Annotated in this window: 21 protein-coding genes and 1 pseudogene; 5 read left to right on the top strand and 17 right to left on the bottom strand. The window is 54.9% G+C overall.

The genetic code is table 11. The annotated features are described in order from the left end of the window. Nucleotides 1-2: 2 nt before the first annotated feature. From HMPREF9166_RS08720 to HMPREF9166_RS11720, 10 genes are all read right to left on the bottom strand, one after another. A complete protein-coding gene (locus tag HMPREF9166_RS08720) occupies nucleotides 3-1,148 on the bottom strand; it encodes a M20 family metallopeptidase (RefSeq protein WP_009753644.1) in 1,146 nt (381 codons plus the stop codon). 14 nt (nucleotides 1,149-1,162) lie between these two features. Further along, nucleotides 1,163-1,909, bottom strand: a complete 747-nt coding sequence (locus HMPREF9166_RS08715; protein WP_009753643.1) for a glutamine amidotransferase — start codon at nucleotides 1,907-1,909, stop codon at nucleotides 1,163-1,165. A 12-nt stretch (nucleotides 1,910-1,921) separates the two neighbouring features. Continuing rightward, nucleotides 1,922-3,184 carry a M20 family metallopeptidase gene (locus HMPREF9166_RS08710; protein WP_009753642.1) on the bottom strand — a complete coding sequence of 421 codons (1,263 nt, stop codon included), beginning with the start codon at nucleotides 3,182-3,184 and terminating at the stop codon, nucleotides 1,922-1,924. After that, nucleotides 3,177-3,998, bottom strand: coding sequence for an energy-coupling factor ABC transporter ATP-binding protein (locus HMPREF9166_RS08705; protein ID WP_009753641.1), 822 nt, complete (start codon nucleotides 3,996-3,998; stop codon nucleotides 3,177-3,179). The genes HMPREF9166_RS08710 and HMPREF9166_RS08705 overlap by 8 nt, the downstream gene beginning before the upstream one ends. Further along, complete coding sequence (locus HMPREF9166_RS08700) at nucleotides 3,998-4,846, bottom strand: energy-coupling factor ABC transporter ATP-binding protein (protein WP_009753640.1); 849 nt, start codon at nucleotides 4,844-4,846, stop codon at nucleotides 3,998-4,000. The genes HMPREF9166_RS08705 and HMPREF9166_RS08700 overlap by 1 nt, the downstream gene beginning before the upstream one ends. Continuing rightward, nucleotides 4,834-5,649: an energy-coupling factor transporter transmembrane component T gene (locus HMPREF9166_RS08695; protein WP_254655027.1), complete on the bottom strand. Its 816-nt coding sequence runs from the start codon at nucleotides 5,647-5,649 to the stop codon at nucleotides 4,834-4,836. The genes HMPREF9166_RS08700 and HMPREF9166_RS08695 overlap by 13 nt, the downstream gene beginning before the upstream one ends. A 57-nt stretch (nucleotides 5,650-5,706) precedes the next feature. Beyond that, complete coding sequence (locus tag HMPREF9166_RS08690; RefSeq protein WP_009441481.1) at nucleotides 5,707-6,288, bottom strand: hypothetical protein; 582 nt, start codon at nucleotides 6,286-6,288, stop codon at nucleotides 5,707-5,709. Nucleotides 6,289-6,401: 113 nt separating this feature from the next. Next, on the bottom strand, nucleotides 6,402-6,983 hold the full coding sequence (locus HMPREF9166_RS08685) for a hypothetical protein (RefSeq protein WP_009753638.1): 582 nt from the start codon (nucleotides 6,981-6,983) through the stop codon (nucleotides 6,402-6,404). Between the two features lie 763 nt (nucleotides 6,984-7,746). After that, the gene (locus tag HMPREF9166_RS11725) at nucleotides 7,747-8,670 is read right to left on the bottom strand and encodes an autotransporter outer membrane beta-barrel domain-containing protein (protein WP_009753636.1); all 924 of its coding nucleotides are present in this window, start codon (nucleotides 8,668-8,670) and stop codon (nucleotides 7,747-7,749) included. Between the two features lie 165 nt (nucleotides 8,671-8,835). Further along, nucleotides 8,836-9,609 (bottom strand): hypothetical protein, encoded by a 774-nt coding sequence (locus HMPREF9166_RS11720; RefSeq protein ID WP_139062655.1) that lies wholly within the window; start codon nucleotides 9,607-9,609, stop codon nucleotides 8,836-8,838. On the opposite strand from HMPREF9166_RS11720, the pseudogene HMPREF9166_RS08675 reads away from it, so the two are divergent. After that, a pseudogene (locus HMPREF9166_RS08675) lies at nucleotides 9,554-10,048 on the top strand (succinate--CoA ligase subunit alpha); the annotation flags it as partial. The gene HMPREF9166_RS11720 and the pseudogene HMPREF9166_RS08675 sit on opposite strands and share 56 nt — an antisense overlap. 58 nt (nucleotides 10,049-10,106) lie before the next feature. Here HMPREF9166_RS08675 and HMPREF9166_RS08670 read toward each other — a convergent pair. From HMPREF9166_RS08670 to HMPREF9166_RS08645, 6 genes are all read right to left on the bottom strand, one after another. After that, entirely contained in the window at nucleotides 10,107-10,424 is a 318-nt protein-coding gene (locus HMPREF9166_RS08670; RefSeq protein ID WP_009753632.1) for a type II toxin-antitoxin system RelE/ParE family toxin, read from the bottom strand. After that, a complete protein-coding gene (locus tag HMPREF9166_RS08665; protein WP_009753631.1) occupies nucleotides 10,408-10,722 on the bottom strand; it encodes a type II toxin-antitoxin system RelB/DinJ family antitoxin in 315 nt (104 codons plus the stop codon). Before HMPREF9166_RS08665 ends, HMPREF9166_RS08670 begins: the two co-directional genes overlap by 17 nt. 311 nt (nucleotides 10,723-11,033) lie before the next feature. Further along, nucleotides 11,034-11,852 carry a hypothetical protein gene (locus HMPREF9166_RS08660; RefSeq protein WP_009753630.1) on the bottom strand — a complete coding sequence of 273 codons (819 nt, stop codon included), beginning with the start codon at nucleotides 11,850-11,852 and terminating at the stop codon, nucleotides 11,034-11,036. A 112-nt stretch (nucleotides 11,853-11,964) separates the two neighbouring features. Beyond that, nucleotides 11,965-13,089 carry a M20/M25/M40 family metallo-hydrolase gene (locus HMPREF9166_RS08655; RefSeq protein WP_009753629.1) on the bottom strand — a complete coding sequence of 375 codons (1,125 nt, stop codon included), beginning with the start codon at nucleotides 13,087-13,089 and terminating at the stop codon, nucleotides 11,965-11,967. A 7-nt stretch (nucleotides 13,090-13,096) separates the two neighbouring features. Then, a complete protein-coding gene (gene dcuC / locus HMPREF9166_RS08650) occupies nucleotides 13,097-14,377 on the bottom strand; it encodes a C4-dicarboxylate transporter DcuC (RefSeq protein WP_009753628.1) in 1,281 nt (426 codons plus the stop codon). A gap of 124 nt (nucleotides 14,378-14,501) precedes the next feature. Then, nucleotides 14,502-15,890, bottom strand: a complete 1,389-nt coding sequence (locus HMPREF9166_RS08645) for an aspartate ammonia-lyase (protein ID WP_009753627.1) — start codon at nucleotides 15,888-15,890, stop codon at nucleotides 14,502-14,504. Between the two features lie 269 nt (nucleotides 15,891-16,159). Here HMPREF9166_RS08645 and HMPREF9166_RS08640 point away from each other — a divergent pair, with 269 nt between their 5' ends. From HMPREF9166_RS08640 to HMPREF9166_RS08625, 4 genes are all read left to right on the top strand, one after another. Continuing rightward, the gene (locus tag HMPREF9166_RS08640) at nucleotides 16,160-17,200 is read left to right on the top strand and encodes a macro domain-containing protein (RefSeq protein WP_009753626.1); all 1,041 of its coding nucleotides are present in this window, start codon (nucleotides 16,160-16,162) and stop codon (nucleotides 17,198-17,200) included. A gap of 110 nt (nucleotides 17,201-17,310) precedes the next feature. Further along, nucleotides 17,311-17,973, top strand: coding sequence for a hypothetical protein (locus tag HMPREF9166_RS08635; protein ID WP_009753625.1), 663 nt, complete (start codon nucleotides 17,311-17,313; stop codon nucleotides 17,971-17,973). Nucleotides 17,974-18,322: 349 nt separating this feature from the next. Beyond that, nucleotides 18,323-19,093 (top strand): membrane protein, encoded by a 771-nt coding sequence (locus HMPREF9166_RS08630; protein ID WP_009753624.1) that lies wholly within the window; start codon nucleotides 18,323-18,325, stop codon nucleotides 19,091-19,093. 29 nt (nucleotides 19,094-19,122) lie between these two features. Continuing rightward, complete coding sequence (locus HMPREF9166_RS08625) at nucleotides 19,123-19,728, top strand: hypothetical protein (RefSeq protein ID WP_009753623.1); 606 nt, start codon at nucleotides 19,123-19,125, stop codon at nucleotides 19,726-19,728. A 42-nt stretch (nucleotides 19,729-19,770) separates the two neighbouring features. On the opposite strand, the gene HMPREF9166_RS08620 is transcribed toward HMPREF9166_RS08625, so the two are convergent. Continuing rightward, complete coding sequence (locus HMPREF9166_RS08620) at nucleotides 19,771-22,827, bottom strand: type I restriction endonuclease subunit R (protein ID WP_009753622.1); 3,057 nt, start codon at nucleotides 22,825-22,827, stop codon at nucleotides 19,771-19,773. Between the last annotated feature and the right edge of the window lie 51 nt (nucleotides 22,828-22,878).

The following is a 22,878-nucleotide window of genomic DNA, read 5'->3' as shown; positions in this document are numbered from 1 at the left end:
CCTTAGTCAAAATACGCACGCAGCAGTTCGTCATAGCAAACAACGGCAGCAAGATATTTGTTCGTCTCAACGAACTCATCCGCAATGTGTGCGCAGTCATCCCGTCCAGGGCCGAACTGAATGCATTGAAGTTTCGAGCAGTGACGTATGAAGATCGATGCATCCGAAAAAAACTTAATTCCCTTATGCATAGGCATCACCCCCGTGCATTTATGCACTATTTTCCGGAGGGATTGGACGGCAGATGCCTCTGGGTCGATCGACACGGGACTCCGATCGTTCAGGACATCAAGGCTTATAAAAGCACCTGTGTGCCCTCCACAGACCTCGCAGCAGATGCGCTTTATCTGCTGCAGAGCATCTTGGTTCGACAGATTCGGCGTCGTTCGAATATCAAGTGTCATCGTACACCGATCCGCTACCATATTCTCCTTTACACCGCCGGAAATTCCCGAAAGCGTACAGGTCGCGTGCCCGAGCAGTGCATGATGAAACCCCTCAACATATTTGCGTATATTTGTGTACGCTTCATAAGCAGCATCAACAGCATTGACGCCTTTCTCAGGATAGGCACCATGTGCCGTCTGGCCCTGTACATTGAGTCTGACCCACAGCGTCCCCTTGGAGCATATACCGATCGCATTATCGGTCGGCTCTGCAATATATAGAATACCGCCTTGGAGCGGGAGCTCCGCCGCAATCGTCTCGGCTCCCAGTCCTGACGACTCTTCATCCGCCGTCAATGCGAGGTAGATATCTCCTCTGGGCGACTCTTCCCGCTGTGCAGCGGTGCGAAATGCGCAGAGCATTGCTGCGAGACCGCTCTTCATATCGCTCGTTCCGCGACCGTACTGGAGATCTCCCTTCTGCGTGAGCTGATCGGGCGGGAATGACCAACGCTCCGGATCACCGAACGGAACTGTATCCATATGACCGCAGAGAATCAAGGGCGGTTCCTTCCCCGTACCAACAATCCTGGAAACAAGACTGGCTCTGTCCTCTCCGCAGGGTACGATATAACTCTCAGCAACACTGCCGTCCAAAAGTCCCTTGATTTTTTCAGCGAGCCGTTGTTCATTGCCCGGTGGATTTGTCGTATTGGTTTCGACAAGCATCTTTAGGACGGACAGTGCCTCATCACGTTCCATCGTTTTTGCCTCTCTCAATTTGTCAGATAGTCAAAGATTCCCTTCCAGAGCACATTATAGCCTTCCCATGCAAGGAATTCCTGCGGCCCCCAGTGCGGCGCGCAGTCCGAGGTAAAGGCAGCCGTCTTCCCCTTCCCGAACTGTCCGAATGCGACCAGAGGGTCTCCACCGATCGTAATGGGAACGTCACATCCCTCACGCGGAAGGACCTTGTTGTACCCAAGGAAATGCGGCCACTGATTTGGCAGGGAAGCCAACGCCGGATGCGGAGCCACAACCTGCGGAGTGATGCCCTCCGGATGCTCTGCGCGGTCGTCACCGGGAATACAAACAATGGGGAGAATGTCCTGAACTGCGGTCTCTCCGTAACGCGCTTTCCCATCAATACCGGAGAACGACATATAACCGCCTACCATGAGGAAGGAGCCGCCCCCTTGAACATATTCCGCAATCGACTGGCAGCGGTTCGGAGCTTTGACACCGCGCTTAAAAGTATCATCCGAAAGCAACAGTGTATTCGAGCCGATATCGGAGAGCACAACGCATGCGTATTCAGAAAGTTCCTCTGCTGTACGGGGAAAGCGTTCCGCAACATACTGTCCTGGGAGATAGACGAGTTCATAGCCGGCCTTATCAATCGCCTTCGCCAGGAACTCAATCCCCTCTTCATACACACTTGTCACAAAGGTGTCAAAGCCCTTCACATGGGTGGTAAAACTCGTCCACGATTCCCCCGCTACCAATATTTTCTTCATTTCCATGATAACTCCTCCTTACGCGCAATAATTCATGATCAAATTCGCATATATCTTTATGGCATCAAGGTATTGCTTGATCTCCACATACTCATTCACTGCATGGCACTGTGCAAGCCGTCCGGGACCGTATTGAAGCGTTGGACACCCCGCGATATTGCGCCACGTCCGAGAATCGCACCCGGCAGGAGAGCCGACAATACGGACAGGTTCGCCCATCGCCCGCTCATAGGAAGTCTTGAATGCCTCGACAAAAGGATGTGCTAAATCCATCTCGAACGGATTCCCCGTCTGATAAATACTGATCTTCGGTCGATGTTCCCTGAGCCACTCATCGCCGTCTGCACAGCGCATTACGGTATCCGTATAGTCCTTGACGACCTCATCGTACGTCATGCCAGGAAGATAGTGCACGCAAAGCTGTATGCAGCAGTAGTTCGGAACCGTAGACCCCGCTTCACCGCCCTGAATAACACCGACATTGCCCGATGGAGGCGGAAGCAGTATATGTTTATGTGTCAGGAGCCAGCGATGTTCCAGTTCCTCCAGAGCGCGCATAATCTTGACAGTCTTATCGATGGCATTCACACCACCGATCTTCAAACCTGAGTGGACGGCAACACCCTCTGTCTCGATTTTGAAAAAGACCCATCCCATATGGGCGGCAACCAGTTCATAGTCCGTAGGTTCACATACAACGACGGCATCTGCCTTTTGCCCATGCATCGCCGCAACGAGAGAGCCGTTGCCCCCGCCCTCCTCATCACAGACCGAGGCGAATTTGACCGTACCAGGCAGCTCAAGCCCCGCATCCTGTATCGCCTTGACTGCCATGACCGCTCCCATGAGCCCTGCTTTCATATCACAGGCACCGACGCCATAGAGTCGTCCGCCCGTGATGATGCCGCCATAGGGATCGTATTCCCATTTCTCTGGATCACCGACGGGCATCGTATCAATATGACCGTTGAAGAGAATGCTCTTCGATCCGCAGCCGGTAAATTCCGCATAGACATTGAACCGATCATCATAAGCATGACCGAGATTTCCCTCATGATATTTTTCCCGACACGCTAGGATGACATCCTCCGTCAGAGGATCCTCAACGATACGAGAAGCTCCCATGGAGGAAAACAGCTGCTTCATATACAGCTGTCCCTCTTTTTCACGTCCGCCGCCGATGCCGTGCTCTATATCGTGCGTATCGATCTTCACCAACTCGACGAGATACTTCACATACTCATCTGCGTGTGCATCAATGAATTTCATCAGTTTATCCATGTGGGACACATCTCCTCTCCCGTAGATAGGACACGAATTCCGAGCGATGAAGGATTGTTTTCTCTAACCCGATCTTATGGGCAATCGCTCCAATCTGTGGTCGCGTAATTCGTGCCTCTTTGATAATGTCATCGCGGCTGAATATATCCTCCGGCCGCCCGTCCGCGATAATATGCTTATTCGCCATGACAATAACACGCTCAAACGCACTGACAACGAACTCCATATCGTGCGTTATGACAACGACCGCCGTATTCTCTCGCTGCAGATGGTCCAAAATATCACACAGGATCGCAATATGCCAGCAATCCTGTCCTGCAGTGGGCTCATCCCAGATCGTGTAGCGCGGCTTTGTCGCAAGTACCGCCGCGATCGTTACAAATTTTCTAGTGGAGTAGGAAATATCAAAGGGGTTCATATCTCTGCACTCTTCGAGCCCTGTGAGGCGCAGAACTTCTTCCGTGCGCCGCCCGATCTCATCCTCCTCCATGTGAAAATAGCGCGGCATATACTCGATCTCTTTCACTACTGTACTGTTGAAAATCTGCTCATCCGGATTCTGAAAGACATACCCCACCATTCTCGCAACTTGGGCAGTCGTCCGATCCTTGGTATTGATGCCGTCCACCAGAACATCTCCCTGTGTCGGTCGGTTTAGCCCATTCATCATCTTGACAGCTGTCGTCTTTCCTGCACCGTTCTGTCCAACAATGGCGACGCGCTCGCCGGGCCGCACGGTAAGGTTCAGCTGCTCATTTGCCAAGAATCCGTTCGGATAGGAGAACGAAACATCCTTCAGTTCAATACCTTCCATTAGAATCCCCACCCTTCGCGGATCATGCGACAGCATTCCTCATCTGTAATCGGAATAGAGGGCAGCGGAATCCCAGCCTCTGCCAATTCGTATGCCAGCTGCGCAGCCTCCGGCAGCTTCACGCCGAGTGCAGGAAGCCCAACATCAGACAGAACTTCCTGAGTTGTCCCGCATTTTACGATACTGCCGTCTTTAACAACAAGAACCTCATCACAGTAGGCCGCAATCATATCGATTTTGTGCTCCACGAGAATAATCGTCTTATCTCGTTTCTTCAGCTGCTCAATGATCCGAAAGATCTGCTGTGAGCCTTCTGGATCCAGCTGCGACGTTGGCTCGTCAATGACGAGAATATCGGGATCCATCACGATGATTGAGGCAAATGCGACACGCTGCCGCTGACCGCCAGAAAGTTCCGTCGGATTGTTCTGTGCAAGATGACCGATATCGAGCAGCTCCAATACCGCAACGACCCGCTCAACAATCTCCTTCGGCGGAATGCCCAAATTTTCCAGCCCCAGTGCGACCTCTTCAAACACCGTCTTTTTGACTCCACTGATCTGCGTAAAGGGGTTCTGAAAGACATATCCAATGTCCACAGAAAGTGCATCAACGTCCATTTCGGACATATCCGTCCCGTCATATAGAACGTGTCCCGAAAATTCCCCTTTGTAGAAATGAGGAATCAGACCGCGAATCAGACTACATAGGGAGGTCTTACCGCCGCCATTCTCACCGATCACACCGTAAAAACGGCCTTTCTCAAACGTAAAGGACACATCGTTCAGTGCCTTTTTATTCGACAGGGCATAGGAAAACGACACATGCTGCAGTTCTATCCGATCCATGTGTAAATCCTCCAAGCTATGAGGGCCAAAAGAGCCAGATCAAGCGCCCAAACGACGAGCTTTTCGGCGAGCGGTGGCTCCTTCAGCAACATCAGACTCGTATGCTTTGTCGGCGACGAGAACGCTCGCGCGTCCATTGCGATCGTCTTTTCCTCAGCATTGGAAATCGCACCGAGAACCAGTGGGCCGAGAATCGGGATAAAGGCCTTCGCCCTCGTCATCATGCCACCCTCCGTCTCGATGCCTCTGCATTTCTGCGAGTCCATAATCGTCTGCGCGGATTTGCCCAGATCAATTATCGTCTGAAATGCCGACAGCACGATGTAGGAGAATGTATGCGACATGCCTTTTTGCTCAAGCACCCAGACGAGTTCCTCCATCTCCGTCGTCTTGATGAAAAGGATGAAAGCACCACTGAACGCCATCACGAGGCCGGCCGATATAAGTCCCAGATGAATGCCCTCGGGTGTCACATGAATCCCTCCCAGTTGAAAAAGCACCTCAGAACCATTCGTAAAAGCCGCGCGCACGAGAAACAACAAGGACGCGAAGAACACGACAATTTTCCAATATACCGAAACAAAAGATCTCAACCGGCCTGCGCACGCGGCAAGCAATACCATCACCCCGGAAAGGATAAATGCGTACACAATGTCAAACAGAATGAATGCCGATACCGTAAGTGACGCTAAAATGTTGGCCTTACTCATCGGATTCATATCGAGCAGCACATTTCCCTTGATACGAGGGCGCAGAAAGGTATCTGTAAACGACCAGTCCAAGCGGTTCATCTCCTCTCTCACGCTAAGATCAGCTCCTCAGCACCGTCGAAAGTTTTATTTGACGCTGCAGCGGCGCGCTCACTTCTTCGACGGGAGAATATAGTCGCTCATTGGCAGCTTTGCCAGGAAGTTCAAGGGCATGCTCTTAATGATAAAGTAGCAGACCAGAACGCTCAGCGTCTTATCTACCAGTCCGAACGTAAAGGAACTAACCGCCACGGCAACTGGAATCGACAGACCCATCGTCATTAGCCCGGCCGCCAGAAGGCTGTTGCCGTCTCCCATGAACCCGCCAAACAGGATAACATCAATTGGCACAGCCATTACGGTCGTAACGATCGCTACGAGAATGCCGAGAATGACGGCTTTCTGGAAGGAAAGGAAGAATCCCCTCTTTGAAAAATATGTCCCCATCAACGCCATTGCAAAACCGACAATCATATAGGGCAAAACTGTCGGAAGCGAAATGGCATTGATGATCTGTGTGATCGCCGCAACAATCAGTCCCGGCACAAGCCCACAAATACCTCCGATCAGGATGGTTCCAATCCCATCCAGCCAAATCGGCAGCTTCAGCAGAAGCGCAATCTGCCCGCCGACAACATTGACGGCAATTCCCACTGGAATCAAAAACGCCGTCAGCTTTCCAACGCCTTTCATGTGGTATCCCCCTATTTCAAGCTAAACCAAACTGTTTTCTTTCATGGCCTCTTACAAAACAGGCGCATATATTTGATAAATCGTTTTATCTAAATATATACGCCATCTTTTCCTTACTGTTTGCGCGAAAGAATATACTCACTCATCGGCAGTTTGGACAAGAAATTCAACGGCATACTCTTGATAATGAAGTAACAAGCCAGCACGCTCAAAGTCTTATCCACAAGGCCGAATGAAAACGAACTGATCGTCACCGCAACAGGAATCGACAAGCCAAGGCTCATCAGCCCCGCCGCAACTATGCTGTTGCCAGTCCCAATAAAGCCGCCAAAGATAATAACATCCATCGGAACGGCCATCGCTGTCGTAACAATCGCTACAAAGACGCCCAGCAATACAGACTTTCGGAAGGAAAGAAAAAAGCCTTTCTTCGAAAAATATGCCCCCATTGCGGCCATTGCGAATCCGACGATCATGTAGGGCAAAACCGTCGGAAGGGAAATAGCATTGATAATCTGTGTAATCGCTGCAACAATCAATCCAGGTACGAGGCCACAAATACCTCCAATCAGAATGGTTCCGATCCCATCCAGCCAAATCGGCAACTTCAGTAGGATAGCGATCTGCCCTCCGACAATATTGACTGCGATTCCTACTGGAATCAAAAAGACAGTCAGTTTTCCAATGCCTTTCACAGTGCATCACTCCCATCTTGATAAAACGTTGCTCTGCATACCGATAAAACAACCTATCTCAATCATTTTCCATGTGCTCTTATTTGATAAATCGTTTTATCTAAAAGAATAATAGCACATCCGAAGAATTTTGTAAATCATAATTTTAAGATTTTTCTATATCTTGGTGCCATATTCATTGTAAAGGAACCACCGACAACCGGACAATCTCATTCTTCGATATATGCATCTCTTCTCTCGATCATGCTCATTTGATTGATATGAAAATACAAGACACGACTCATGCTTGTCATTCAGGAAAAACATAAAGATTACGGGTATCCCTTCTTTGGGCACACAATCAATCACAAAACAGTGTAGTGGATTTACACCCTATCGGCGTACATTAATTAGAGAAGGACATTCAGATAAAGTCGTATATGAAACGATGGAAATAGGAAAGGACTGTTGCACAGAAGGGAAACCGTCTGGATAACAGTGATGGAAAACTTCTCCGGGGCTCTTAGCAAGCGATTTACTATTGTTGTATACCCATAGCTACGAGGAACTCAAAACCAGCAATTGCGGAATATATATCGTCTACCATAGCGACCACCGCATCAAGGAATCTCTCGGCTGGCTCAGTCCTGCGCAGTATCGCCGCAAACATCTCGCCGCATAGCAAAAAGCACAGGATTTTGCTTTCCTACGCTTTCAGGTCTAACTTTTGGGGGTCACTACAAAATTGTGCTGTCCCGTTTTTCATGATGCGTGTGTAACTCTCTTACAGTGCCCAGTTCACCTGCAGACTGCCTGTGATGGCGCGGCATTTGCCCGTCATGCCCATGAGATTGAGTCCATAGCTGACGTTGCTGCCCGGGCGGGCGAAGCGGTAGCCGAGTTCGAGGATACCCGTGCCGCCCTTCAGCGTCGGTGTCGGAGTGCTGTACCCTGCATAGGAGACACGCGCATCTCCATCAAACTCGTACTCGTAGGCGAGTCCCGTATAGAATGATCCGCCTGTGCCATTCTGCTTCGTATAACGTGCACCGACGCGCAGGCGGTGGGAGTCTACGTCATCAAAGTCATAGAGGTCACCTGAGGTCAGTCGCTCACTGCCTCCGTTCTGGTGCGTGTAGAAGTACTTCGCATAGGTCTCGATGGTCCCGTTTCCGAGTTTCTTCTCCTGCCCGATGCCGATGTGCGCGGCGTAGTAGGTACTGCTCATATCGTAGCCCGCATGACGGCCTGCGATGTCTCCCGTGTAGTCGCTCTTCGCGCGGCCGACACGCACGCTGCCCTCAATATAGGAGCCGCTCTCTGCGGCTGACTTCGCCATAACGCCCGCGCCGATGTAGCTCGCCGTACCGTCGCCGTGCGTGCCGTCATCCAGATAGGAGTCGTAATTTCCGTGTCCGTACTCGACAAAGGGACCATACGTGAGCGTGTTGCGCTCTGATGCCTTCTGCCGTGCAAAGCCGAGGTTGAGGTTCCAGCCCTTCGCGTCGACATGGGAACCGATATTGAGGCGGACGGCAGAGCCGCTTTGTGCCGCCCAGAGATGATAGGTCTGGTCATTTGCCGTGCTCTGTGCACCCGCTCCTGTCCCCGCGTCGGCGGCGTTCACAGCGGCGTTCATGCCGCCGCCCGCGAGAAGATCTGCACCGCTGTTAATGAGTGCGGCAGAGGCGGCACGGGGTCTCAACAAGCGATTTTGTCTGCGGGTTGAGGTCGGTGTCGCTGACGGTGGCGATGAGTTCGTTGTCCCCCTGTCTTGCAAGGTTAAAGCGATATCTCATGCTGACGCCCTGCATACCCGTCGTCTCATTTTTTAGTTCCGCGTCCGTAGTGAGTGTCTTGCCGGCCGCAATCTTCAGGAGGCTGAGGTGTCACCCTTCGCGAGAACGCCGTGGTCACCCGCGATGCCGATACCGACTTTCACTCCACGGATATCTTTGTCGGCATTCGCTGTCAGGGTGAGCATCGGGATGGTATCCGCCGCTGTGCGCTCCTCAGGAACATAGAAATGCAGGTTCTGTACGCCTGCGAAGTCGGCAATCTTCGTCCCTGCCGCGTGGATGGCGAGGGTGTTATCCTTGCCGTCCGGGTTCGCCTTCATACCAAGCGGCGAAGCGGTATCCTCGATGGCACCGCCGAGGACAATGCCGTCGATCTCCGTGCCGCGCAGATGAATCGTATTGTGGTCAGTGACAGCAGCATAGCCGCCGACGACCGCCTTGTCTGCGATGCCGTTCTGGATGTGCACCGCACCGATGTCGACAATGTTCCCGCTTGCTGCACCGGCGCGGGACTGTCCGCCGTAGATGTTGTCCGTGACCGTGCCGCCCGTGATGGTAACGATGTTCTTTATCGCATCACCTGTCGTCGCATTACCGCCATAGACCACATGCGCCGTGCCGTTCTTCACGACTGCACCCGTGTTATCCTCGGCACTCGCCATGCCGCCGTAGACCTCCTCCACGAGATCTGCGGCATTTGCCATATCGCTGGTGACCGTGTTCGCCGTGACATCGCCCGTCGTGCCCTCGTTCCTGCCGCCGTAGGCATACTTCGGATCGTCCGCACCATGCACGCCCTTCACCGTCAGCAAGCCCGGCCACGTCGGACTCATCTCGCGCTCCGGCACCCTCACCTATGAGGCGGCGTTCCAGCTCACGAACGCGGGCATCGGCCAGACGACCACCGTCGGCATCGGCGGCGACCCCGTCAAGGGCACGGACTTCATCGACGCACTCCAGCTCTTTAAGGACGACCCCGACACCTACGCCGTCCTCATCATCGGCGAGATCGGCGGCACGGCCGAGGAGGACGCGGCGAAGTGGATCAAGGAGAACATGCCGAACAAGCCCGTCTCCGCCTTCATCGCAGGGCGTCAGGCGCCTCCGGGCAAGCGCATGGGCCACGCCGGCGCCATCATCTCCGGCGGCAAGGGCACGGCAGCGGATAAGGTCGCAGCGCTCAACGCGGCAGGCATTCCCGTCGCGGACACCGTCGCCCACATCGGCGAGACCATGGTCAAACTCCTCAAGGAAAAGGGCCTCTACGACAAGTGCCACACCTGCTAAGCAGCAGAAAAGCAGCGAATCCCCCGCACACGATGTGCGGGGGATTTTTGCGTGCAGTCTATGGCATAAACGCACGATCTATATCTCTGCCACCATAGATGACGCGAAGGATGGTAACTTTTTCCTGCGCTGTGTCTACCGTGTAGAATACCTCGAAATGATCCACGGGCATGATGCGGACTTGCGGATATCCCGCAAAGTGTTTCGGGTATGCGCGAAATCGCATCGGCAGCTCTGCAAGACTGAGAATCTGTTTCCTGATCCGCGCAAGCTGTGTATATGCGTTCTCCGGTGCTCGCAAAGTATCCGAAATATATCGAAAGAGATTTCTAAGATCTGCCGCCGCCTGAGATGAAACATCAACCCGATACTGCATGATGTCCCTCCATCATCTCCGCAAACACTTCCTCCGCTGGACGGACTCTGCCTGCCGCAAGGTCTTCTAAGCCCTTTTTCAGTTCGCACTCGAGCTCTGCCTCACTGAGATCGGCACGATGGAGCGGCCGTGTTGCCTCCTGTTCCTTCACAGAGAACGGCAGCCCACGATGGATGAGGCACTGACGCAGGAATACATTGACGGCGGTGGAGAGATCGAGCCCGAGATTCTGGAAGAGTGCCATCGACTGTGCCTTGACATCAGCATCAATACGGATCTGTGCGGATACGGTTGCCATAGGATCACCTCCTTTTTACATTCGATAGGCCTATTATATCGTTTTTGCGGTACAACGTAAACAATTTTTCAAAAGATGTCGCCCAATCTTCTGCGATCATATTTGTGGAACAACCCCCATCGAGGAAAACTCCATGATCATTGCCCCGAGTGATGCGAAGGTCTCGCGCCCCCCTGTGCTGTCGCAGGCGAGCGGGGGCGGGCGTCGCACAAAAAGCGCGATTTCTCACGAGATAGAAAAAGGCGCAGGCAAATGCCCACACCTTGCTATGTAAATGCAAATGAAACGATGATTTCAGGCTTTTCCGCGCCTCACATCTCCTCCGCGCGTGCGATGCGCTGCAGGATGGTCTGTGCGTATTCCTTCGCACGGCGAAATTCCTCCGTGGACAGAATGAGCAGCACGTAGTCATCCGTGCCGACGTCCATCCCCGCGAGAAGCGTATCCGTCCACTGCGCGTTTACCTCCTCACACCACGCAGGGACGCCATATTCTGCGCTGAGTGACGCCGGCAGTGAGAGCGCCCGTCCCGCGACGAGCTCCTCCAGTGCCGCGACGAAGTCCTCCTTCGCCGTTCTCGTAGCCAGTACGACAGCCCGCCCGCAGGAGATCATCTCCTCCGAGAGCTCATACCACGCATCATTCCACGCGTCGCTCTCCTCGGTATGCGTCGGCAGCTCCACACGGCGGCAGAACGCCTCCGTGCGTTCCGCCCCGAGCAGCATCTCCGCCAGTGCCGTGAACGCCGCCTTTTGCTCTGCGCCGCTCGTCGCGTGCATCTCTTGATACCGCTCTTTGGGCGGCAGTACCCTGCGCTGCACAAACGCCCGCATGATCGCAGCGGCCTCCTCGTCGCGCAGGTCGGGGATCCCGCAGGTTTTTCCGTCGATCGTGAGGGATAGATTCACCGTGCCATGTGCACGCCCGCGCGTCGCCTTCATGCACGTACAGCCCTCAATCGCCTGCGGCGGGTATAACTCCACGTACATATTGACACCGTCCCGCATCGCCGCGAGATGATTTTCGATGGCAACAATATGGAATCCGGATCTGTTGTATATACTGCTCTTCAGCCGCCACGTCTCGTAAGTATGAAAGATTTTTTCCTGCATCCACTGATAAAGTCCCATGGCATATCTCCTGTTGCACCATAATGGATGTTCCTCGGTGCCCCAATCGTGAGTGCACAAATGCACGAAAAGACACGGATAACGCGTCCGTGTCTTTTCGTGTATTCTCATATCAGTCCCTCGCGATCTCCTGTACGATCGCGAGAGTGAGCTCTGCCGCATCATAGAGATCCTGTACGAGGATACTCTCCGCCTTCGTGTGGCAGTCCGTCATGCCGACGCCAAGGACGGTGGTCGGCACGCCGTAGGCGTTAAAGTGGTTCGCATCCGAGCCGCCGCCCTCCTCCTCGAGCACAACGGGAAAATGGCACTTCTCCGCCGCGCGCCGCAGGTAGCGGATGGGCAGTGCATCGGCAGGCAGCTCGTACGGATCATAGTCCTTCTTGATCTCGATCTCGGCACGGCATCCCGTCCCCTCAAGCGCGCCGTGGACGGCGTCCACCATGCGCTGTGTGAGGGCGTCGAGCTTCCCCTTGTCGCGGCTGCGCGTCTCGAAATTCAGCGTGCAGAACTCTGCGACGACATTCGTCGCTGTGCCGCCCACGATCTTGCCGACGTTGCAGGTTGTCTCCTCGTCGATGCGCCCCTGCGGGACGGCGGTGAGCACGCGCCCCGCCGCCGTGATCGCGTTTTCCCCCGCCTCGGGGTCGATACCGGCGTGCGCCGCCTTGCCGATGATGCGCACCGCCAGCTGGTTCTTGCCCGGTGCCTTAAACGCCGCTGTCCCCGCGTGCCCGTGGGTATCGAGTGTATAGCCGAAATCCGCGTGGAGCAGCGCCGTATCGAGGCAGCGTGACCCGTTGACCCCGCCCTCCTCGGCGACGGTAAAGACGATCTGCAGGTCGCCGTGCGGGAGGTTCTGCTCCTTGAGACAGCGCAGGGTCTCGAGAATGGCGGCGACGCCTGCCTTGTCGTCCGCACCGAGGATGGTCGTGCCGTCGGAGCGGATCACGCCGTCCTCGACGATCGGCTTTATATTGGCACACGGCTCCACACAGTCCATGTGTGCTGTGAGCATCGCGGTCGGTGCGCCCGCCGCCGTCCCCTTAAAATTCGCGACGATATTGCCGCAGCTGCCGCCGAGGAACTTTCCCGCAGCATCCTCGTGAATCTCCGCCGCGCCGAGCTCACGCAGGCGCACCGTGAGGAGATCGCCGATCTCGCGCTCATCGAGCGTCGAGCAGCGGATGGAGACGAGATGCAGGAAATCGTCCAAGACTCTTTGTTGATCGATCATGAGATGCCTACTTTCCGAGGAAGAGCACAATCATAAAGGTGATGGTCGCGAGCAGCATCGGGAGCGCGTTGCGCTTTGACAGCTCCATCGGGCTGACCTTTGCAAGGCCTGCGCAGACGAGTGCCGCGCCTGCCACCGGCGACATGGAGCGTCCGATCGAGCCGGCCATCTGGGCGAGCGAGCCGAGGTCGATGATGGTCATGCCGAACGTCTCCGCATGCGGGGTAATCGCCCCGTTGAACGCGAGTGCCGCCGCGTCGCCTGAGCCGGAGATCACCGCAATGATGAAGGGACCGAACGCCCCCGCGATCTTTGCGACGGACTCAGAGCCCTTCATCGCCTCGATCAGGGCGTCCGTCAGCCCCATGGCGGTCATGCCGGCGGTAAAGACGGCGGCGGAGACGATGAGACCGATCACACCGCCATACGCCTCCCCCATGCCGTCGAAGAACTTCCGCGTGATCTCCTGCGGATTGGCACGCGTGACGACGAGGGCGAGCACCGTGCCGACGATCATGGCCGTCGGCACATCAGTGAGCGGCAGGACGGCGATCTGCTTGCTGCCGAGCACGAGCAGGACGAGCGGTACGAGCGGCACGAGTGCGTAGATCGGATTGACCTTAAAATTCTTGCCACCCTCCTCCCGCTCGAGGCGGAGATGGTATGCTTCGCGGCGCGCGTCGTCGGGGCCCTCCCCGCGCAGAACCGCAATCGCCGTCAGGGTCACGACGGCGACGATGGAGGCGATGATCGCCGCCGGCACCTGCGCCATGATGACCGTCATGAGGTCGGTCTGTGCGAGATCGGCGACGAAGATATTGTGCGCCTGCCCCGGGCTGATTGCACTGCCCCACGTCCCTGCGAGAACTGCGGCCGCCGCCATCGCGGGGTGGACCCCCGCCGCCATGAGCGTTGGGATGAGGATGCTGCCGACCGCCGCCGAGCAGCCCGCCGCGCTCGGGATGGCGATATTGATCCACCACGTGAGCAGGGTCGCGAGCGGGATCAGGATCAACTTGCTCCGCGTGATGACCCCCGAGATGGACTCGACGAGATGTCGGTCACAGGTCGTGATCTTCATGACGAACGAGAACCCCATCACCGTACAGATGACGGGGACGAGCGAGCCGTGCACCATCGTCTTGCTGAACGTCGTCACGGCATTTCCCATAACGCCGCCGATAAAGCACATAAGAAAGCCTGCGGCAAGCAGCACCATGCGCGTCTCGTACTTTTTGATAATGGCGGCAAACGCGAGAATAACGATAATCCCTCCGGCAATAGCCAATAAGAAAACCTCCTTCGATAAGACAGCAAAAAACTACCATAGAAAAATTACTATCTATAAGTAATTTCGCCGAAATAATAGAAAAACCTCTGCTTCCCCTAATTAAATCAAAGTTAAGGAATCGCTATTCCGCGATGCCGGGGTGCGTCATCTGGCGCGGCGAGAGGATGTGCGACAGCTCCTTCTTCGTGAGGATGCCGCGGTCGAGGATGATCTCGCGGATGGGCTTTCCTGTCGTATACGCCTCCTTCGCGAGCTCAGCGGATTTCTCATAGCCGATGTGCGGCAGGAGCGCGGTGACGATGCCGACGCTGTTGTCGAGCCATTTCTGGCACTGCTCGATGTTCGGCTCGAGGCCGATGAGGAGCTTGTCGACAAACGTATCGACGGCACGCGTGATGTAGTTCAGCGAGTTGAACATATTGAACGCCATGACCGGCTCCATCACGTTCAGCTCGAACTGGCCGTTCTCTACACCGAACGTCACGGCGAGATCGCCTGCGATGACCTGATAGCACGCCTGATCGAGCACCTCGGCAATGACGGGATTGACCTTGCCGGGCATGATCGAGGAGCCAGGCTGGCGCATCGGCAGATGCAGCTCGTTCAGCCCGCAGCGTGGTCCCGATGCCATGAGACGGAAGTCGTTCGCCATCTTGATGAGGACGAGCGCGGCATTCTTGAGCGCCGAGGAGAAATCGGCGAACGCATCTGTGTTGTTTGTCGCATCGATGATATTCTGCGACGTACGGTATGTCTCCCCCGTGATCTCCGAGAGACGCTTGGCGACCGCCTTGATGTACGCGGGTTCCGCGTTCAGCCCCGTGCCGACGGCTGTGCCGCCCATGTTGATCGTGTGGATCGCGCGCTGGACAATGCGCGTGCGCTTCATGCAGCGGCGCACAGCGGAGGCATAGGCACCCATCTCTTGCCCGAGCGTGATGGGGACAGCATCCTGCAGATGCGTACGCCCCATCTTGAGGATACCGCGATAGGCGACAGCCTTCTTTTCCAGTTCGACCGCAAGACGGTCGAGCGCGGCGAGGAAATCGTCCCCCTTCTTTGAGAGACAAACCTTGATGCCTGTAGGGAAGGAATCGTTTGTCGACTGCGCCATGTTCGCATGGTTGTTCGGCGAGATGATGTCGTAGCGTCCCTTCGGCTCACCGCGCAGTTCAAGCGCACGGTTGCAGAGCACCTCGTTCATGTTCATGTTGACCGATGTGCCCGCACCGCCCTGAATCGGGTCAACGGGGAACTGGTCGATCAGTCCGCCTGCGATGATCTCATCTGCCGCCTGCACAAGCACATCGCCGATCTCGTGCGGCAGACGTCCCGTATCCATATTCGCGAGAGCCGCCGCCTTTTTCACCTTCGCAAGAGCAATGATGAAATCGGGGTCGAGCTTCTGCCCCGTGATGTTGAAGTTCTCCACGGCACGCATCGTCTGTACGCCGTAGTAGACCTCGTCCGGTACCTCCAGCTCGCCGAGAAAATCGTGTTCTTTTCGCATCGTGATCTCTCCTTTTTACATCCGTACATAGATTATCAACAATTGTATACAGTATACCATAAAAAAGAAAAATAGATAGAGGTGCAGGAAAATAAAATTATCCTATGCTTTAGGAAGCAATAATCCATTTCATGCCCTGCGGCGCACACGATTTACGCCCCTTCTGCCATGGATAACATCAACCATACAGCAGGAGCGAGACCGTTTATGTCGAATTGTCAAAAAAGACGTAAGGAAGAGCAGCGTTTCCTTTTAGGAGGTTCGATATCATGCCATTTGCGATTGTACGCAACGATATCACAAAGATGCAGGTGGACGCCATTGTCAATTCTGCCAACCCCCGCGCCATTGTGGGCGGCGGTGTGGATCGCGCCATCCATCAGGCGGCGGGAGCGGAACTCCTAGCCGCGCGCAGGAAGATCGGCAATATTGCCGCGGGTACGGCTGCTGTTACGCCTGCGTACCTTCTCCATGCCCGTTATGTCATCCATACGGTGGGGCCGGTCTGGCAGGACGGCAGTCATGGGGAACGCGAACTTCTCAGCCGTGCGTATCAAAACTCCCTTCGGCTGGCGGCAGAACGCGACTGCTCCTCCATTGCTTTCCCTCTCCTGTCCGCGGGCGTGTTCGGCTGTCCTTCTGAGATCGCGATTGCTGCAGCAGTGCAGGCCATTCGTGATTTCCTGCAGGAACATGACATGGACGTCTATCTGGTGGTGTTCGACCGAAAGAGCTTTAAGATCTCAGACACGCTCTTTGACGACGTGCAGAGCTATCTCGACGAAAGATATGTCGCGGAACTGCTGGATGAGGAATATCGCGGCGATGACCGCGACCGTCGGATCACGGTCTGTCACGAGACGGCATATTTGGATGCTGCGGAGGCCTGCGTGAGAGAAGCTGCACCGACGCCTGCGGCGGAGGATGCTGATGCGGGCGCCGGTTCGTTGGAGAATTTACTGGACGAAATCGACGATACATTCTCTGAGACGCTTCTTCGGCTCATTGACCGCAAGGGGAAGAGTGATCCGGAGATATACAAACGGGCGAATGTGGATCGCAGGCATTTCTCGAAGATCCGCAACAATCCCGCCTACCAGCCCAGCAAGAATACAGCCCTGACCCTCGCTGTGGCGTTGGAACTCGATCTCGAGGAAACGCGTGATTTTATCGGACGCGCGGGATATGCGCTCTCCCGCAGTTCTAAGATGGATGTCATTGTGGAGTATTTTATTGAGCGGAAGGAGTACGATATCTTCACCATCAACGAGACACTCTTTGCGTTCCAGCAGCCCTTGCTTGGCTGCTGAGGGATGCACACGGGTAAATATAGCGATTCTTTCGATGTCGCCTGACAGGCGCCCTTGCGCCTCCGTATCTTTGCTAGAATGTAGTCAGATAAAAGAAGGAGGCGCTTATCATGAAAAAGGGTTTAACGGAAATCGTGTTCATTCTGGATCGGAGCGGTTCGATGGCCGGCTTGGAGGCGGACACCATCGAAGGGTTCAACGGGCTCATCAAAAAACAGCGCAAGGAGAGCGGTGAGGCTCTTGTCTCCTCCGTGCTGTTCGACGATGTGTGCGAAGTGCTCCATGACCGCGTGCCGATGGAGCAGGTGGAGGAAATGACCGCGGACACCTACTTTGTCCGGGGGTGTACGGCGCTCCTTGATGCCGTGGGCGGTGCGATCCATCACATCGGCAACATTCACAAATACGCCCGCGACGAGGACCGGCCAGAGAAGACGCTCTTTATCATCACCACGGACGGCATGGAGAATGCCAGCCACCGTTATACCTATGACAAGGTGAAGCAGATGGTCGAGCGACAAAAGGCAAAATACGGCTGGGAGTTCCTCTTCCTCGGGGCGAACATGGACGCCATCGCGGCGGCGAGCGATATCGGCATCTGCGCGGATCGTGCGGTCACCTACCAAAGTGACCAGCAGGGGACAGCGCTCAACTACGAGGTCTTGCAGGAAGCCATACACCACGTGCGGACCTGTGCCGCGCCGCTGACGGGCACGTGGAAAGACCGCATTGATGCGGACATGCGTCACAGAGAAAAACGCTGGAGCCTTTGAGTGAATGCCTTCGGGCAGAAATAAGGGGCATTGTACGAAGTTCTGGCTTCGTACGACGCCCCGTTTTTCATGTGTATGTGGTGCTTTTACAGATGACTTTTGGGCTTATCCTGCGGTGGAAGAATTTGCTGAATAGCTTTGCAGAAGCCTCTGTATTCCTGATCAAGAGCATGTTGATTCTCTAATTTCACTTTATTTGTGCTATAATAATGTATATATTCTGTGGGATTGCTCGGTCGGTCCTCTCCTCATTCCAAGTCAAGGATACGGCAAGGTCGCGCCGATCCAACTGGAAAACAAGTAATATGAACGTACGCCTACCATACGATAAAGAGAAAGGAGATTCCCCATGAATGCAGTTCGACAAGCCCTCTACGCCTCGCTTCTCGTCGCTATTCTCCTGATCGGACTTTCTGAGACGCAGCCTGTATATGCGGCACGGATGGAGCAGCAATATGTAACATCTGTGTTGAAACTGATGGAGGGCGATTGGTATGATACTTCCGGCGCCTGTATCCTCCAAATTAAAGGAGGGTATATCAACGGATGTCAAGTCCTTGCCGCATACGACTTTGCAGGAAGCAAACCAAATGGTACCGGGCGCTTTGAGATTCTGGAGCGTACGGGACCGCGCAATCTATACCTCACTTGGGATATCCGTCACTCGGACAAGGACAGCGTCAAGCTGAATGATCGTCAGATGCTGCATCGAACAGCAAAGCCGTCCTTCAATGAATCAGTTGCAGGCATCCACCTCGGCATGACCTCAGGAGAAGTGCTCGCCGTGCTTGGCTCACCCACACAAGCAGGGAATCTGAGCCCCTATGTAAATACGTACGGTTGGTACTACTCCGACCGCCGCATCGCTATTACGTTCGATGCAGATACCGTTGACCGTATCCTGCTGTTCAAAGGGAGCAGCGCGGTTCTGGAACGCTCCGGACTAAACTGTGAAAATACACCGTATGAGTTTGCACAGGCATACCACATGAAGCGTGTTCCCGTGATCAACTATGACGCGCATTATTCCAGCAGCGGGATTTACTCCATCGGCGCTGACGAGTATCTTGCATTCGGCAACCGCATGGACTACATCATGCTAACCAAATATATGACCTAAGGAATTTTTCAAATTCAGGAGGTGCTTGTATGGACCAAATAAAACAGTTCATTATGGACAACCATATTCAAATGGTAAAGGATAAGGATCCTTTACTCAAGGATGGATTTTCTCCCTACAAGTGGCCAGCTCCTGTCATCCAACAACCAAACCATTTGAAGGAATACGTTCAGTTGCTCGGCATCTTTGATGCCGTGATACAAGAGGTCGCTATGGTAGAGTATCCTTGTATGTTTGGCCCCCCTTCGATATGGGAAAACGCATGGTCATTTGAGCTTTGCAATCCGATCGTTCTGATAACCACACACGGAAAATTTGAAATTGAGTATGCTGAATCAAGTTCTGTTCGCATATCCAAAGACTGCATTCCGGAAAAATTTTACTGCAGCACCGAGGAGTTAGCTTGCTTTCATCTGCAAGACCTATTGTCCCATTTGATTGGCGAAAAAATAACGGGCATCACGGTACACGAGCAGACCTTCAATGCAGCAGACTTTGATTTTACAGGATCCTGCGGGATTGATCTTCCAGACGATTTGCCTTCGTATATCAAGGAAATGCAGCTTCGTCTCGAAAGTGGACGCCTGCTCTCGTTCTCCAGTGATTTTGACTGGGGAATCATCTCCCTGATATAGCAGAGAATGGGCCCTCCTCCCATTCGCCAGCAGTCCCTTTTTCTACGCCTCCACAACCCCCATGAACTTGTCGAAGAACGCCTTGAGCTTCTCAATGACACTGCGCTTCTTTGCGGCGCGTCCGCCGCCAAAACGGCGTACGGGTGGGAGGATAGCGTCGAGCGCGGTGCCCGTTGTCTTGAGCCGTCCGTCACGGAACGTGCTTGCGACGAATTTCTCCGTCTCGGCGGGTTTCAGGTTCTCCTCCGCCACAATGGAGGCGAGTTCCTTTTCCTTCTCCTCCGCGACGTATTTGCGCCAGTCCTCCATCACCTTGGTATCCGTATTGACGGTCGCGAGGAAGCCGTCGATCAGCTCCTTCTTGCTCCTGAGCTCGGGGCTCGATCCGACGGCGCGGTCAATCGCGCCGATGATGCTCTTATCCGCGCCGTTCGACGCGTGATACTTCTCCACGAGCATGAGGATGTAGTCGATGTTAATATCCACCTGACGAATGAGCTCCAGCTCGAACACGACATCGTCGTTGATGTTCTCCTTCTCGGCATTCCCCTGCCCCGTCAGCAGACGGTGTATATCGAGATAGACGCTCTGGTAGTCCTGCAGATCGCGCGGCGGCAGCAGAGGATCGTCCTCCGCAAAGTCGTCAAACGCCGTGAGGATATTCCGCAGGCGCAGGATGCTGCCGAAGATCCGCACAAAGTCTTTCTGTGCCGCCTCGCCTAAGACCTGCTCACCGACGGCGAACTTCGCACGCAGCTCTGCGATGAGCTCCGCATAGCCCTTGTGGTGCTGCCCCTTTTCATCGTCATAGCCATCGTAGTAGTCGCGGAAACCGCGCAGGAGCACGACGCTCTCGGCATTCTCATCACCAAAGAGCGAGATCGCATCGTCCGTCGCCTTCGCGAGATTGCGGAACGCGACAATATTGCCGAATGTTTTGACGGAGTTCAGGATCCGATTCGTCCGCGAGAACGCCTGAATCAGCCCGTGGTATTTCAGATTCTTGTCCACCCAGAGCGTATTGAGCGTCGTCGCGTCAAAGCCCGTGAGGAACATATTCACCACGATGAGGAGATCGATCTCGCGTTTCTTCATCCGCTGCGAGAGATCCTTGTAGTAATTCTGGAACGAATCCCCGTCCGTCGAGAAATTCGTGTGAAAGTGCGCGTTGTAGTCCGCAATCGCATGCGCAAGAAAGTCGCGGCTCGTTGGGGTGAGGCTCGCCGTATCAAAATCCTCATCGGGCAGCGCATCCTCGGGATCGTCTTCGTTCGCCGCATAGCTGAAAATGGTCGCCATCGTGAGGTCGCGCCCCGCCGCGCTCAGCTGGCGGCGAAACTCCTCATAGTACGCCATGCAGGCGGGAATCGACGCGACGGCAAACATCGAGTTAAAGCCGAGCACACGCTGCCCCTTCAGCGAATACGCCTTGCTCCGCATCGTCTTCTGATCGAAATGCGCGAGGATATACTTCGTCACCTCACGGATGCGCTCGGGTGCAGCGAGTGCCTTTTCCCGATCAATCGCGCGCACCTCCTTGTCATCGACCGCCTCCTTGCTCTTGATCGTATTGATGTAGTCGATGCGGAACGGCAGGACATTCCCGTCATTGATCGCATTCACAATCGTATAGGTGTGCAGCTTGTCCCCGAAGAGCTGCGGCGTCGTCCGCGCCGAGGGACGCCCCGCACCTGCCGCATTCGGCGCAAATATCGGCGTCCCCGTAAAGCCGAAGACGTGGTACTTCTTGAACGCCTTGGTGATCGCCGTGTGCATCTCCCCGAACTGCGAGCGGTGGCACTCATCGAAAATCAACACCACATGTTTTCCATAGATCGGGTGCGTCCTGTTCTGCCGGATAAAATTCGACAGCTTCTGGATCGTCGTCACTACAATGCGTGCGCCATCGTCCGCCAGCTGGCGCGCGAGCACCGCCGTCGACGTATTGCCGTTCGCCGCGCCCTTCTCGAAGCGGTCGTACTCCTTCATCGTCTGGTAGTCGAGATCCTTGCGGTCGACCACGAAGAGCACCTTCTCGATCTCAGGCATCGCCGCAGCGAGCTGCGCTGTCTTGAACGAGGTCAGCGTCTTGCCCGAGCCCGTCGTGTGCCAGATATAGCCGCCGCCCTCGATACGCCCCCACGTCTTGTAGTTCGACGAAATCTTGATCCGGGCGAGAATCCGCTCCGTCGCCGCGATCTGATACGGGCGCATGATCATCAGCACTTCTTCCGTCGTGAAAATGCAGTAGCGCGTCAGGAGCGCGAGCAGCGTGTGGCGTGCGAGGAACGTCCGCCCGAAATCCATCAGATCGGTGATGAGACGGTTGCCCGCATCCGCCCAATAGGACGTAAACTCAAAGCTGTTGCTCGTCTTTTTGCTCGCCTTGCGCCCCGCCGCATCCGTCTCACGGATATGGCTCTCGCGCGTCGTATTGGAATAGTACTTCGTATTCGTCCCGTTCGAGATCACAAAAATCTGGACGTATTCATAGAGCCCTGTGCCCGCCCAGAACGAATCCCGCTGATAGCGTTTGATCTGGTTGAACGCCTGACGGATCTCCACGCCGCGCCGTTTCAGCTCCAGATGCACGAGCGGCAGCCCGTTCACGAGGATCGTCACATCGTAGCGATTCGCATGCGCCGCCGCATTCTCCCCCACGCCCGCGCCGCCCTCCACCGCATACTGATGGATCACCTGCAGTCGGTTGTTGTGGATATGATCCTTGTCAATCAGACGTATATTTTTCGTCGTGCCATCGTCACGTTTTAGATTCTGAATATAGTCCGTCTGGATGCGGCGCGTCTTCTCCACAATTCCGTCACTCGCGGGTGCGATCGATGTCTTGAAAAAGCGTTCCCACTCCGCATCTGTAAAGTCATAGCCATTCAGCGCCGCGAGCTGCGTGCGGAGATTGGCGATCAGCTCCGCCTCATCGTGAATGGGGAGATACGCATAGCCCTCCTCCTCCAGCAGACGGATGAGCGCCCGCTCCAGTGCCGCCTCCGACTGGTACGAGCCGTACGGCGCACGCTCCTCCCGCACATACTGCGCGAGCACCGTACTCTCCTCCGCACTCGCGATGAGATTGTAGTACATGATGACCCTCGTTTCTTGATAAAATAATACAACATCTTGATTTTCATGCTT

It is taken from the genome of Selenomonas sp. oral taxon 149 str. 67H29BP, assembly GCF_000146365.1.
Lineage (GTDB): Bacteria > Bacillota > Negativicutes > Selenomonadales > Selenomonadaceae > Centipeda > Centipeda felix.
The sequence above is the reverse complement of the archived record's forward strand: the minus strand, read 5'-3'. Positions and strand labels throughout refer to the sequence as shown.

Excerpts from the sequence above, each read along its gene's own strand:
- HMPREF9166_RS08700 (WP_009753640.1), bottom strand. The coding sequence starts at position 4,846 with ATGGATCGGATAGAACTGCAGCATGTGTCGTTTTCCTATGCCCTGTCG.
- HMPREF9166_RS08645 (WP_009753627.1), bottom strand. The coding sequence starts at position 15,890 with ATGCGAAAAGAACACGATTTTCTCGGCGAGCTGGAGGTACCGGACGAG.
- HMPREF9166_RS08720 (WP_009753644.1), bottom strand. The coding sequence starts at position 1,148 with ATGGAACGTGATGAGGCACTGTCCGTCCTAAAGATGCTTGTCGAAACC.
- HMPREF9166_RS08625 (WP_009753623.1), top strand. The coding sequence starts at position 19,123 with ATGGACCAAATAAAACAGTTCATTATGGACAACCATATTCAAATGGTA.
- HMPREF9166_RS08715 (WP_009753643.1), bottom strand. The coding sequence starts at position 1,909 with ATGGAAATGAAGAAAATATTGGTAGCGGGGGAATCGTGGACGAGTTTT.
- HMPREF9166_RS08660 (WP_009753630.1), bottom strand. The coding sequence starts at position 11,852 with ATGGGACTTTATCAGTGGATGCAGGAAAAAATCTTTCATACTTACGAG.
- HMPREF9166_RS08670 (WP_009753632.1), bottom strand. The coding sequence starts at position 10,424 with ATGCAGTATCGGGTTGATGTTTCATCTCAGGCGGCGGCAGATCTTAGA.
- HMPREF9166_RS08690 (WP_009441481.1), bottom strand. The coding sequence starts at position 6,288 with ATGAAAGGCGTTGGAAAGCTGACGGCGTTTTTGATTCCAGTGGGAATT.
- HMPREF9166_RS08665 (WP_009753631.1), bottom strand. The coding sequence starts at position 10,722 with ATGGCAACCGTATCCGCACAGATCCGTATTGATGCTGATGTCAAGGCA.
- HMPREF9166_RS08705 (WP_009753641.1), bottom strand. The coding sequence starts at position 3,998 with ATGGAAGGTATTGAACTGAAGGATGTTTCGTTCTCCTATCCGAACGGA.
- HMPREF9166_RS08635 (WP_009753625.1), top strand. The coding sequence starts at position 17,311 with ATGAAAAAGGGTTTAACGGAAATCGTGTTCATTCTGGATCGGAGCGGT.
- HMPREF9166_RS08640 (WP_009753626.1), top strand. The coding sequence starts at position 16,160 with ATGCCATTTGCGATTGTACGCAACGATATCACAAAGATGCAGGTGGAC.
- HMPREF9166_RS08620 (WP_009753622.1), bottom strand. The coding sequence starts at position 22,827 with ATGTACTACAATCTCATCGCGAGTGCGGAGGAGAGTACGGTGCTCGCG.
- HMPREF9166_RS08655 (WP_009753629.1), bottom strand. The coding sequence starts at position 13,089 with ATGATCGATCAACAAAGAGTCTTGGACGATTTCCTGCATCTCGTCTCC.
- HMPREF9166_RS08630 (WP_009753624.1), top strand. The coding sequence starts at position 18,323 with ATGAATGCAGTTCGACAAGCCCTCTACGCCTCGCTTCTCGTCGCTATT.
- HMPREF9166_RS08710 (WP_009753642.1), bottom strand. The coding sequence starts at position 3,184 with ATGGATAAACTGATGAAATTCATTGATGCACACGCAGATGAGTATGTG.